Genomic DNA, 13,282 nt, shown 5'->3' on the forward strand with positions numbered 1-13,282 from the left:
CCCGCGTGCGGCACTGGAGTAATTATGCAAATCCAGACTGCGCATTATGACCTTGTCTCCACCTGGCAGGGTGGCATGGCCAGCCGGACGCTCTGCCAGTGCCTTTCCTCAGACAACGATCCGCCTGCACTGCAAAGTCACGTTATCGATTCCGATGAACCGGTTTCGCTGGGTGGCGAAGGGCTGGCTCCTGACCCTCAGGAGCTAATCCTTGCTGCGTTTAATGCCTGCATGATGGCTTCTTTTATTCAGGAAGCCAGAGCTGAGGGTTTCGTCCTTACCCATCTTGCAATACACACTGACGGGCACCTTCCGAAGAGTATACCGGCATTCGGCGGCAGAGCTGCGGAGGATGCTTCCGGCAGGCTTAAGTATGTCATCCACGTAAGCGGTGACGGCACGGTACATCAGCTTGAAGGGATTCATCAGCGAGTGATTAACGCTTCCCTGAACCGGTGGTTACTGGCCCAGAATATGCTGATCGAAGGTGACTTAGTACAGTGCTGACGCGGCTGGAGCGTTCTGCACATCTGTCTGGTGATAAAGAGACAGTGGAACCCGTTGCAACCGTTGTCGCCTGTAACAGGCGAGTCTCGTTTTCTTGTCGTCCTCGCCATCTGATAATCCCCATTATTAACGGTGCAATTAATGAACAAAAAATATCGCGCTATGCAGATCGTTGCTCCCGGAGTGCTGGAAATGACAGAGCGGCCGATACCAGCTCCCGGTCCGGATGAGGTGCTCATCAGGATTGAAGCGTGCGGAGTATGCGGTGCCGATCTCCGGGACGCGGAAAAAGCGCCGCAGGAGGGCCAGCCGGGCCGTATACCGGGTCATGAAATCGTCGGATTTATTGCCCGGAAGGGGGACAGCGTGCCCGATATCTGGCAAACCGGTCAGCGGGTAGGAATCGGGCGACTGGGCGGGTACTGTCAGCACTGCAGGCCCTGCCGCAGCGGACTGTTTCATCTCTGTGAAAACCAACTGACGCCGGGTCTCAGCTGCGATGGCGGCTACGCAGAGTACGTTGTCATGCGCCATACCGCGCTGATAGCCATACCCTCAGCGCTCTCTTCCGTGCATGCCGCACCCATCCTTTGCGCCGGTACCGCTACTTTCAACGCGCTGCGTAATTCTGGCGCCAGGGCAGGCGACCGGGTGGTGGTTCTCGGAATGGGGGGGCTTGGCCACATGGCCGTTCAGTACGCCTGTAAAATGGGTTTGGAGGTGACTGTGATTGCGCGGGGGAGTGAAAAAGAGCGAGCGGCCTTTGAGCTGGGTGCGCATCACTACATTGATGCACTCGAGGAAAACGCACCAGAGCGCCTGAAAAACAACGGGGGTGTGGATTTTATTGTGGCAACGGCACCGGCTTCAGATACGGTTTCAACCCTCCTGTCCGCCCTGGCCCCAAGGGGAAAAGCGATACTGCTGGGTACCGGACAAACGCCGCTGCAGATCACGCCTGGTATGATGATCGGCGCTGAACGTACCCTGACAGGATCCTTCGTCAGCACACCAGTGCAGACTGAGCGCGCACTGCAGTTCAGCCACCTCTTTCAGGCTTTACCCGTTACAGAACCGCTGACCTTTGAGCGTGCAAACGAGGCTCTCAACAGACTCAGGATGGGTCAGGTCCGCTACCGGATAGTACTCACCATGAATCAGGATAATTAATCACATGTCCGCAGAACATTTCCTGCCTGTAGCAGAGCAGAAAAATAATATTATTCGTCTATCGGCCGCTCAGGCTCTCGCTGGCGCTAACTCGGTGGTCTTCTACGCCACGGGCGCCATTGTCGGCAACACTATTGCTCCCAGCGGCGCGCTGGCAACGTTGCCCATCACCATGTTTGTTATAGGAATGGCGGCCTGCATCCTGCCATTAGGCGCACTGGCGCGAAAGAAGGATCGTAAGGCCGCATTCATGGTCGGCACCGGAGCGGGCGTTATTACCGGCCTGGCTGCTGCCCTCGCCGTCGTCGTTGGCTCATTCCTGTTATTTTGCATTGCTGCATTTTTGGGTGGTGCATATGCAGCCGTTGCGCTCAGCTTTCGTTTTGCCGCTACGGATGGCGTCACGCCCGAACGCCGCGCCCGGGCTCTGTCGCTGGTTATGGGGGGCGGAGTAATTGCTGGTGTGGTTGGTCCTATGCTGGTTTCAGGAACGATGCACCTCTGGTCGCCTCATACCTTCGCCGTCACATTTCTCGCTCAGGCTATCGTAGCCGTCATTTCGGCATTCATACTCAAAGGCGTCAAAACTGCGGAACCGGTCGGTGCGATAAAAACGGGTGGACGGCCTTTACGCGAAATTGTTCGTCAGCCTGGATTTGCCAGAACAGTGTTCAGCGGTGCGGTAACCTATATGGTGATGAACTTCCTGATGACGGCAGCACCACTCTCGATGCATATGCACGGCATTTCTCAGCAGGCGTCCAATCTCGGCATCCAGTGGCATGTTATTGCCATGTACGGTCCGGGTTTTTTCACCGGCAAATTAATCAACCGCTTTGGCGCCATGCGTGTCGCCGCTGCGGGTCTGCTTATTACTGCAAGCTCAGTCCTGGCCGGTCTCGGTGGAACCGATATTTTCCACTACTGGCTTTCGCTGATTCTGCTGGGTCTGGGCTGGAATTTTGGCTTCACCGGCGCATCGGCGAAGATCATTGAATATCACAGTCCCGATGAGAAAACCCAGGTCCAGTCCCTGAACGATTTTGTGGTGTTTGGGGTGATGATCGTTGGATCATTTTCTTCAGGTGCTCTGCTCAGTCTTTACGGCTGGAACGCCGTGCTGTGGGGATCCTTAATTCCCATCGGGCTAGCATTTTTAGCTATTGTTAACGAGTTGCGGGCAAAACGGCAGAATAAATCCAGCTTCTGAGGCAGTTTTATCTGCTGCCTGGAAGCAAGTTATGTTGATGTAAAAGGTATCTAAAGCCCAAAGTCCAGAAGCATGACTTTGGGCATACTTGTCTCTTGTTCATTTTACCCACATTAAAGGAGGCAAGAAGCTTCCCCAGTAAGATGATTAATTAATCAGGATTGTATTTTTAAATTTCTTCCTGCACAGACACCAAAAATAATCATAATTACAGAAAGAAGCACCCCAATATACAGGACTTCTGACCAGTTCCCGGTTAATGTATGTATTCTGCCCGCAACAGCAGGGCCGAAAGCACCAATTAAAAAGTTGACACATTGGGCCATGCCAGACAGTGAAGCAGCCTGCTGAGGGTTGGTACTTCTCAGTCCGATAAACATCAGGGACAGTATAAGAGCTCCCCCACTCCCCATACCAAACATAAATGCCCATGCATAAGAAAGATCAGGAATTAAAGCGAATCCAAGCAGCGCTACGCACTGGAAGAGGCATAATACAGCTGTAATAAATTTCTGATCTTTTCTTATGGCAACTATTGATCCCAGTATCAGACCCGGCACTATCGAAGCGCACTGCATGAAACCATGGATTGATCCTGCAGTTTCTTTAGAATTTCCCGCATCGGTTAAAACGGAGGGGAGCCAGGTCACAATTGCGTAAAATATTATTGAGTTGAGGGACATAAATATAGTGACCTGCCAGGCCAGCCATGAACTCCAAACGCTTTTTCCTTTCTTCATCGGCGTAGCCACGGCGCCAGCCTGCTTACCAGATTTATTCAGTCTGCTATACAGCAGTGCTAAGCCCAGAACAGGAAAAATTAATGTGCACGCCAGAGCTACTTGCCACCCGAATCTGTTCATTAAAGGTATTGCAGTTGCTGAAGTCACAGCAGCAGAAACCCCGATCGCCACCCCATACTTACCCGTTATACTGGCAACTTTATCTGAAAAATCGCGCTTTACCATCCCAGGGAGCAGAACGTTACCAACGGCAATGCTAACGCCTATAAGTAACGTACCGCTATAAAGCTGCCACTCCTGCCCCATAGAGCGAAGAATAATCCCTGACACCATGATTAAGAGTGCAAAAAATATAGTTTTTTCAAATCCAAATACTCTGGCAAGGTTTCCAGCAAACGGAGCAATCAGCCCTAATGCTACTAATGGTAACGTTGTTAAAAAGCCAGCCATTGTTGTAGTGAGATTAAATTCCGACTGTAATGTTTGAATCAAAGGTCCTACACCTAATATAGGTGCACGTAATGTTGTAGCAATTACAAGGATTACAGCCGTAAGCAATACAGGATGTACCATGCCTGACGGGACATCTAATTTGGTTTTCATGATTGGTCTCATTTCCAAGTTTGAAAACTAAAGATAGCTTTTTGGATATTCGTAGGATATAGATATTATGACTACTTATACCTAAAAAAGGACAATATTGTTCATGATCCCTCCAATTATGCCGCTGGAATGGAATTTCGATGAAGCGGAGACTTTCGGTCCTGTAGCTGGCATGAAAATCCAAGCTTCTGATAAAGAGGGATTTCCTTTACATAAACATCCTCAGGGGCAGCTTGTCATATCCTTAAAAGGAGCGGTGTCATGTGAAGTTGCTCACGAGTTATGGGTCGTTCCGCCACAATGTGGCGTTTGGATCCCCTCCAATACTCCTCACAGTATAAGCACGACTTCTGAAGCTAAATTATGCATGTTATACATCAGGCCAGAATCATCAACTTTGCCCGATAAATGCTGCACAATTGCAATTTCCCCACTTGTGCGTGAACTTATTTTAGATATTACAGATCAATTCTCAGAATATTCAGAAAATAGCTTAACTTATCGCAAAGCTTCAATTCTTCTGGAAGAACTCGCTACAATGCCTCAGGAGAATTTTTGCCTGCCCATTTCTGATGATCCAAGGCTGTATAAAATGTTAAAAACCCTCGCGGATAATCCCGATGACCGTCGCACGCTTTCTGCTTGGAGTAGCACGCTTGCAATGAGCCACAGAACACTTGCAAGGTTAATAGTAAAGGAAACAGGCCTGACATTTGGTAAATGGCGCCAGCAACTTCATCTGGTAATTGCATTGAGACAACTTGCCTCAGGAGAGTCGGTCCAAAATGTAGCTGGCCAATTAGGTTATGATTCGGTTAATGCATTTATCACTATGTTTAAGAAATTCACAGGAAAGTCGCCAGGTAAATACTTTCAATGAACGATTTTATCCTCGTCTGTTATAAAACACCCTCATACCATCACGCGATTTTACGAGCGTTAATAGCAAAAATGACACTCGGATGAATGAGCCTATGAGCATCGTCTGCTAACCAAAATAGATGAGAAGAGCGTCTAATGAGAATGAGCCAATAAACCTTACACTAAATACTATAAGCCATTGGGTGACTGCATTCATGTATTTTCGTTGGCTCGACGAAAAGTAACTATGCTGACTGATGCTGCCGATGAAGGTATAATACCATTAACAAATTTACCTTCTGTCTTTAATTAACACAAAAAAATTCAATATCACCCGCAAAAATGCTTGTGGGTGATATTTATTATATATTTAAAACTTATAAGTCAGAGATGCAAAGATCGACCTTCCTGTACCATACGCTCCCTGATCATAAAAACCCAGGACGCTGTAATATTGTTTATCAAACAAATTGGCAATATTAACTTGCGCAGTTAGTGCATCGCTAATGTCGTAACGAGCGTATAAATCTACTAATGAGTATGACCCCTGGTTAATGCGGACATCTTCATCGTTGTAGCTGATGTCAGTATAAGTTCTGTTCTGCCATCTCAGACCACCACCTACGCTAAGTCGGTTGTTAAAGATAACCGGTTTAAACGAGGTAAAAGCTTTAACCGTTGTGCGAGGTAACTGCGTATTGATGCTGCTGTTGTCGGCGGTGTCCATGACGTAACGTGTAAAACCTAAACTAACATCCCATCCTGGCATCAGGGTACCGTTAGTCTCAATTTCGAATCCTTTGCTAATGGCTTTATTAGATGCAACATAAGCCTGATCAGAAGAGTTATTCACATAATTCGAACCATCAGCAACGGCAATGTTAGATTGTTCAGTGCGGAATATGGTGAATGATGAAGTGAATTTATCGTCCAGCGTTGACGCTTTAACTCCTGCTTCATAGTTTTTGCCATCCAACGGCTTCAAATATGAGCCATCTTGATTACGATATGTCTGAGGGCTAAAAATTCCAGAATAGCTGGTATATAGCGAATAATAATCGTTGATATCATAAACAATGCCCGCGTAAGGTGTTACCTTACTTTGCGTAGTACTATCAGAGCCCGTTGTTCTCCAGTCAGTGAAACGTCCACCTAAAATAAGCTTGGCCTGATCCGTAAGGTTTAATCTGCTTGTTGCATACAGGCTGCGCTGATAAATACTCTCAGTACCCTCATCGTTGTAGGGTCCCCAATCAGGCTCAGCGACATCACCATTAAATGAATAGATATTTTCAACAGTGAATTTTTTTCTATCGGTTCCGTATGAGTGATTTCTTTGACGACTAGCGCTAGTCCCAATAACTAATTCGTGCTCTCTGCCAAAAAGCTCAAACGGGCCCTTAGCATATGCATCAGCAGAATAAACTCTACGAGAAGAGAGATATTTGGCTGAAGTATAAGTTACGTTTCCTGTTGAAGCATCGGGCGAATCACTAAACGACGCGAGTTTCTCATCCGCTTTAGTTTCTGAGTAAGAGCTGTTTACCTTGAATTCCCATCCATTATCTAAAAAGTGATCAAGAGTAATAAAAACGCGATTATTGGTAGCTGTCCAATGCGTCCAGTTAGGGGCGGTGTTAAATGATCGAGGCCAACTTATACGATTCCCGGCAGAATCAAGGTAGGACCATCCTCCCCATGTCGAGGCACTTGGCTTAGATTTCTGATAATCATATCCGATACTCAGTACAGTATTCGTACCCAAATTGGCATCGATCACACCGTAAAAAAGCTGATTTTTTTTACTGTATCTATCTAATTGTGAGTCTGCATCCTGGAGGGTTGTGATGAAACGCCCCCGAATATCGCCATCTTCAGATAATGGAGTGCTGACATCTAAGGTAGTGCGATATTGATTCCATGATCCGACACCTGCACTTACTGAGCCAGTAAACTCTCTGCTTACAGCATGTTTTCTTACCATATTCACAGTTGCGGAAGGGTTTCCCGTGCCTGTAAGCAAGCCATTTGCTCCTCTGACAACTTCCACACGATCATAAATGGATAGGTCCATATTTGTATCGAGATATGAACTTATTGAGCCTGTTGTAGTAGGCAATCCATCATAGGAAAGATTATCAATACGATATCCACGCGACCAGTAAGTATAACGTTCAGAATCATAACTGCTTTCAGATATTCCTGTCGTATTTTTAAGGGCATCACCAATTGATTGCATGTTCTGATCTTGTATACGTGCAGGTGTTATAATTGAAACTGATTGTGGCGTTTCTTTAATGGATAAATCCAGTTTTGTTGCGGCCGTAGACTTGTCAACCGTGTAGTTTCCCGAAGATTCTCCAGTAACAGTTAAAGTATCGTTACTATTTTCCGCATAAGTATAGGAGCCAAATGAAATCAGGCTTAATACACACGAGGCTTTGATTAAATTACAATTTATAGCTATTATTCTTCTCAACGCTAAATTCCTTTTGATTTATAGCAAGCATAAATATTTTGCACATTCTTAAATGTGATATTTAACTAAAGCATCACCTACATATAATTTAATTAATATTTAGTTTTTGCATGGCTGCAATATAAATATTTATTCATTCTCAATTAAATTTCAGGTGCGCTCTGGAGCACACTTTTTGCTTAAAAACAAATGATAATCATTCCCATAATCTATTGATTGGAAGCGATTCCTGATGTCGCGTTATCGACAAACTATATCGATAACGCGACAAATCAGCAGCCTGAAGCTGAGAAATGACTGAAGGTTCATGCAAGAGGTGTTGTTTTTTGGGGCACACTTGTACCCGACAAATAGGTAATTGAAGTGAAGGACGTCGCACGTGCATTCATCGTACAGCTTAATTTGGTACTTCATCTTCCTCATTAGTGATTAATGATTTCAGACGTATGGTGCAGAGCGTCATAGTAGAAATAACGCGCTGCACCCATTCAATTAACTCTGTCCCGGATAAGATAGGTAGCTCATTCCGGTGATCCATTCAGGCACGGATTCATACGCCACATAATCTGGTCGCGCGCCTTTCATTGCTCCCATTAGTGCAACCCAATTGAGTGCTTCGTGTCCTCCATGACCACCGCGTTCTTCCACCTCTGCGTAGGTCAAAGCACGCATGTATTCAACATCACCAGCTTCAAAACGCTCAAGCATTTCCCGGTCCCACTCTTCATTGACAAGTGGGTGACTTTTGCCGAGTGGCCATTCCATTTTGCTCATCATATCGATTTCATACTGCGCAAAATCAGTATAAAGAGAAGGATCGTTGACCAGGGCTTCTTTACCGATGGTTTGATAGACTTTCATGCGTTGCAGCAGTTCGTCATCTTCCGGTGCGCCTTCAGTCCAAACTGGCGGCCAGTGCGACAATCCACCTGTTGCCAGGAAATGAACATGGTAGTCATCTGGCAGCGAGTCAACTATCTCACGGACTTTAAGGCCCAGGTCATAAGCACGTGAATAAGGCATCAGCGGAGGTGAGAACACATTGATATAGACTGGTACGACGGGAATATTGAACTCAGGATTAATAAAATGAAGTGGCATCATGAGATTGTTACCATACTCAATGGCACCCATCCGTGTTGCTTCAAAACCGCCATGGATAAGCTTTTCGAGCAGTGTCGTTGCTATTTCTGCGTTACTGGCAATACTATGCTGCTTATCAAACTTTAAAGCTTCCATCATATATTCGGCTGGACCAATGTTGGCATCACTAATTGGCACAGCCAACGTTGGCATTAAATTACGGAAGTTGTTTTCGAAATGGTCATCAAGAAAGGCGATGATGAGATTAGGTTTAGTATCATCGATGCATTTTTTTAAACGGCCATGAATATCTGCGAGTCTTTGGCGTTGTTCAACAGATGGAGCATCTGCCCAGCCTAGAGCACCTGGTACATGGGACATGCTGATAGCACTAACAATCTTAGCCATTTTGTTACCTCAATAATTTAGTGTTTTCCGCTATCGGAAATGAACGTCGGAAAGAGCCCTTTTCCACATTAAGCGGAAAAGGCTCATTATTAAATTAAGAAAAACAACCCTAAGAGACTTAATCTAATCAGAAATTATTACCAACTAGACTATCGTATTAGTCAGCTCACCAATTTCCCTCATCGACACAGTGACTTCATCACCCTTCGATAAATATTTAGGCGGATTGAAACCCAAGCCAACACCGGCAGGTGTTCCAGTGGCAATGACATCACCAGGTAATAAAGTAATGTTTTGCCCAATTGTTTTAATCAACTCAGGAATGTTGAAAATTAAGTCGGAAATAGAAGCTTCCTGGCGTTTTTCACCGTTAACTGTGCAAACAATCTTTTGCTCAGAAGGATGCCCGAATTCATCCGCTGTTATAATCACAGGGCCCATTGGACAGAAGCCATCAATACCTTTGCCAAGAATCCATTGGCTGTGCTGTTTTTGCAAGTGACGTGAAGTTAAATCATTCACCAGCGTATAGCCAAAGACATATGACATTGGATCATCTGACTCTTTCACACGCCCTTTCTTACCCAGGACTACTGCCAGTTCCGCTTCGTAATCAATAGTGTTGTAAGGATCCAGAGTACTATCAATACTGTCACCGGGTCCGCTGATCGAGGTAGACGGTTTGGTAAAGATAATCGGATGCGATGGCACATTTCCAGCTGCAGCGCTTGAGTCGTAACCGCTGTTACCAAACTCTTCTGCATGGGCATAATAATTTTTCCCGACACAGAAAATATTACGGCGGGTTTCGGGAATGGGCGCAAGCAACGTAACATCGCTCAGGTTAATGTCTGCCGAATGATTTCTTTCACTACAAAGCTCAAGTTCTACCTTCAGCTCTGAATATCGCTCGATGAGCACATTCATATCATTGGTTTTGACAATGCCTGATATGTCTACAATTTTTCCGCTTTTATTGATAAGGCCAATCTTTTTTTCACCTGACAGAATATAAGTCAACAGTTTCATACATCACCTTTTAATAAAAACATTTTAATCACGAGCACGCGCTATCGCTTCGACTTCAAGCAGAAAATCTTCTTTTACCAAGCGGTCCACTACCAATAAAGTATTTGGTGCATAATCAGAGGTTGCAAAGACTTTAGGAAAGAGTTCTTTTCGTTTCAACATAAACTTTTCAATATGCTGAGAAGCAACCAAATACGTTGTAAATTTAGCGATATCATTAAAATCACATCCTACTGCTTTAAGTACATCACTCAGGTTTTTGAAGACCTGATCAAATTGCGCGTCAAAATCGCCTTTTCCAACCACGCTTCCGTCCAAGCCAACGGACAGCTGTCCGGAAATAAAATAGAGATCGCCTGCACGGACTTTCGTCAGACTGGAATATAATCCCTGTGCGGGGCTGATGTTTTCAGGGTTAAGATATTCAACTTTATCAGTCACAATATAATCCTTCATTTCTAGGGTTTAATTAACAACTCAAAAATGGGCAACAGAACTCCCTCAGGGTAATATCCTGTAAGATTCAATTGCACACTTTGCTACAAAGATTCAGAGCCGGTATTTAATGAAAATTACCATCAAAACACTAATTAATTTTCTGTGCCCCGGCGACGTAAGCGGTCAAGGACTACAGCCAGAATGATGACTATTCCTACCGCAAGTGTCTGGTAATAGGCCGATACACCAATCATGTTCATTACATTCGACAATAGCGTGAGAACCACGACACCGGTGATTACCTGCCTGATATTGCCTGCCCCGCCAGCAAGCGCGACGCCGCCTAATACCACTGCTGCAAGTGATTGCAATGTCAGGTTAGCTGCTGCGATAGGCTGCGCTGAACTTGTCCAGGCAGTAAGCACAATTGCGCCAGTACCGGCACAGAATCCGCTCACCATGTAAACCAAGACTGTTACGAAGCGCACGTTAATGCCTGATTTTGATGCCGCCGACACGTTCGATCCGATTGCATATACATAGCGGCCAAACAGCGTAAATTTCAGCAACACCGCGACCATTACCGTTAGCGCGACCGCTATCCATACCAACATTGGCAGGCCTAATAATGTGTCGTAGCCAACTGCCTGAACATAGGCAGCAGGAACATCATAAATCGGCACACCACCCGATAAAATCAGCGCGATAGCTTGCGCCACCGAGAGCATGCCAAGTGTTATCACCAAAGGGGACGTTTTGAAGAAAGCGATAATAAAACCCGATACCGCTCCGGTCATCGTTCCGGTAATCAACATGGCCAGTAAACCTGCTGCTATTCCGTACTGATTCATGATCATGATACCCGCGACACCGGCAAGAGACATCGCTGACGATAAAGAGAGATCGAGACCACCTCTTATTACTGCCACAGCCTGACCAAGCGAAATAATCAATAAAGGCGCCAGCTGGCATGCAAGATTGACCGCATTACTCACGGTAAAGAAGCGCGGCTGGATGAAGCCAGCGACTGCCGCAGTCAACACCACCAGGAGAGGAAGCATCCAGTCAGAAAGTGAAAAATATCTATTTTTCATCATCTTTTCTGTAGATATAAAGCCCATTTCTTTGCTTGTAGTCATGACACAAACTCCTGTTCATTCTCTGAATGAAAGCGGGTTGTAACCTCGGTTTCTTTCTGGCCCACGACATCTGCAATTATGGAAGCTTTGTCATTTTCATCCGGGGCAGAGTAAGTTTTTACAATGCTGCCGTGAAACATGGTCCACACTGTATCGCTTAACATCATGGTTTCGGCCAGGTCACTTGAAAGCATCAACACAGAAACACCTGATGACGCAAGCGCACGAATTCGTTGATGAATTTCATGCTTCGCATCAATATCTACTCCTGCCGTGGGCTCTTCCAGCACCAGAATTTTTTGGGCACATGCCATGGCTCTGGTGAGCAGAACCTTCTGCTGATTACCCCCGCTGAGGCTGGTTAGCAGATCCTGCTTACTGCCATACTTGACGCCGGATTGCTTCAATAGCTCATCCGATTTCATCTCAGTCTGACGCGTATTTAACATGCCGCAGCGGGTATATTGTTTGAGCTGCGTTATCATGAGATTTTCACTGATGGTCAACGACGCATAAACGCAATTGCTCGCTCTGCCTGCAGGAAGCCACGCGACCCCGTGACGTAAGGCTTCAGAGACACCGCTCGGCTTCCAGCGCTGACCTTCCATCCGGAAGGAAATGCCGTCATGCGCCTTACCGGGTATGAAACCAACCAGCTGCTGCAGCAAAACGTCTCCACCACAGCCGACTACCCCGTAGATGCCGACAATCTCTCCCCGCCCGATAGTGAATACCCCACGACCGCCACTGGCTTTAGGTACATTTTCGATATCAATAAGAGGTGCATAGGTGTTGCATCCTCTTCCATGAATAAAAAGGTTTTCCGGCTTCTTGCCGGTTAAACGCGTCACAATTAAGTCGCCGGTGATATCACTGTTCATCGGAAATGCATCAACGACCTGGCCATTACGCATAATGGTGACACGATCGCTTACTGCAACAACGTCATCAATGTGATGTGTAACCAGCACAGAGGCGATACCAGCAGTACGTAATCTTCTCAGTACGTTAAAAAAGTTTTCTTTTTCCACCGCGCCAAGCATAGCTGTGGGCTCGTCAAAGATAATGACGCGTGGATGGGACATGAGAGACTTACCGATCTCAATGAGCTGCTGAATAGCAACCGGGTATGCACTAACCGGACGTTCAATATCCAGCTCATCCAGGCCCAGCTGGGAAAGTACTTCACGCACTCTTTTCGTTTCTACCTGCCTGCGGGTCAGGGAAAGCAGAGTCTTCCCGTTCTCAGAACCCAACCACAGGTTGGCCCGAACTGACAAGCTCGGCGCGAGAGATAATTCCTGATAAACCATCACTACGCCCGCATGACGGGCTTCGCGGGAACTGCTAAATGAAACTTGCTCATCGGCATACCAGATAACGCCTTCATCAGCTGAATACAGCCCGCTGATGATTTTGCCGATCGTTGATTTCCCCGCACCGTTTTCACCTAAAACACAATGTATTTCACCCGCCTGAAACTGAATCGAGACATTTTTCAGCGCCTGCGTTGCACCGAAACGCTTACTTAATCCACTAACTCGCAACAGTGGTGATGGCGCGTTGCTCTCTGATGCAATATCCGCCTGAATCTTCTGCATGATGAACTCCT

At 46.2% G+C, this 13,282-nt stretch carries 11 protein-coding genes; 4 read left to right on the forward strand and 7 right to left on the reverse strand.

Annotation, left to right across the window (positions count from 1 at the left end; translation table 11 throughout):
• Nucleotides 1–24: 24 nt before the first annotated feature.
• From AC6I8L_RS16535 to AC6I8L_RS16545, 3 genes are all read left to right on the forward strand, one after another.
• Entirely contained in the window at nt 25–507 is a 483-nt protein-coding gene (locus tag AC6I8L_RS16535) for an OsmC family protein (RefSeq protein WP_058959237.1), read from the forward strand.
• 141 nt (nt 508–648) lie between these two features.
• On the forward strand, nt 649–1,677 hold the full coding sequence (locus AC6I8L_RS16540; RefSeq protein ID WP_058959236.1) for an alcohol dehydrogenase catalytic domain-containing protein: 1,029 nt from the start codon (nt 649–651) through the stop codon (nt 1,675–1,677).
• Between the two features lie 4 nt (nt 1,678–1,681).
• Entirely contained in the window at nt 1,682–2,887 is a 1,206-nt protein-coding gene (locus AC6I8L_RS16545; protein WP_058959235.1) for an MFS transporter, read from the forward strand.
• A gap of 155 nt (nt 2,888–3,042) precedes the next feature.
• Here the strand turns inward: AC6I8L_RS16545 and AC6I8L_RS16550 are convergent, their stop codons facing one another.
• Entirely contained in the window at nt 3,043–4,233 is a 1,191-nt protein-coding gene (locus AC6I8L_RS16550; protein WP_058959234.1) for an MFS transporter, read from the reverse strand.
• A gap of 103 nt (nt 4,234–4,336) precedes the next feature.
• On the opposite strand from AC6I8L_RS16550, the gene AC6I8L_RS16555 reads away from it, so the two are divergent.
• Entirely contained in the window at nt 4,337–5,113 is a 777-nt protein-coding gene (locus AC6I8L_RS16555; protein WP_058959233.1) for an AraC family transcriptional regulator, read from the forward strand.
• Between the two features lie 351 nt (nt 5,114–5,464).
• Here the strand turns inward: AC6I8L_RS16555 and fhuE are convergent, their stop codons facing one another.
• From fhuE to AC6I8L_RS16585, 6 genes are all read right to left on the reverse strand, one after another.
• A complete protein-coding gene (gene fhuE / locus AC6I8L_RS16560; RefSeq protein WP_498013940.1) occupies nt 5,465–7,573 on the reverse strand; it encodes a ferric-rhodotorulic acid/ferric-coprogen receptor FhuE in 2,109 nt (702 codons plus the stop codon).
• A 492-nt stretch (nt 7,574–8,065) separates the two neighbouring features.
• Nucleotides 8,066–9,064 (reverse strand): DODA-type extradiol aromatic ring-opening family dioxygenase, encoded by a 999-nt coding sequence (locus tag AC6I8L_RS16565; protein WP_058959231.1) that lies wholly within the window; start codon nt 9,062–9,064, stop codon nt 8,066–8,068.
• A 144-nt stretch (nt 9,065–9,208) separates the two neighbouring features.
• The gene (locus tag AC6I8L_RS16570) at nt 9,209–10,093 is read right to left on the reverse strand and encodes a fumarylacetoacetate hydrolase family protein (protein ID WP_058959230.1); all 885 of its coding nucleotides are present in this window, start codon (nt 10,091–10,093) and stop codon (nt 9,209–9,211) included.
• A gap of 24 nt (nt 10,094–10,117) precedes the next feature.
• On the reverse strand, nt 10,118–10,534 hold the full coding sequence (locus tag AC6I8L_RS16575; protein WP_153012250.1) for a RidA family protein: 417 nt from the start codon (nt 10,532–10,534) through the stop codon (nt 10,118–10,120).
• Between the two features lie 149 nt (nt 10,535–10,683).
• The gene (locus AC6I8L_RS16580; RefSeq protein ID WP_082678089.1) at nt 10,684–11,670 is read right to left on the reverse strand and encodes an ABC transporter permease; all 987 of its coding nucleotides are present in this window, start codon (nt 11,668–11,670) and stop codon (nt 10,684–10,686) included.
• On the reverse strand, nt 11,667–13,271 hold the full coding sequence (locus AC6I8L_RS16585) for a sugar ABC transporter ATP-binding protein (RefSeq protein WP_058959228.1): 1,605 nt from the start codon (nt 13,269–13,271) through the stop codon (nt 11,667–11,669). Before AC6I8L_RS16585 ends, AC6I8L_RS16580 begins: the two co-directional genes overlap by 4 nt.
• Nucleotides 13,272–13,282 lie beyond the last annotated feature (11 nt).

The sequence above is a fragment of the Type-E symbiont of Plautia stali genome, assembly GCF_059731115.1.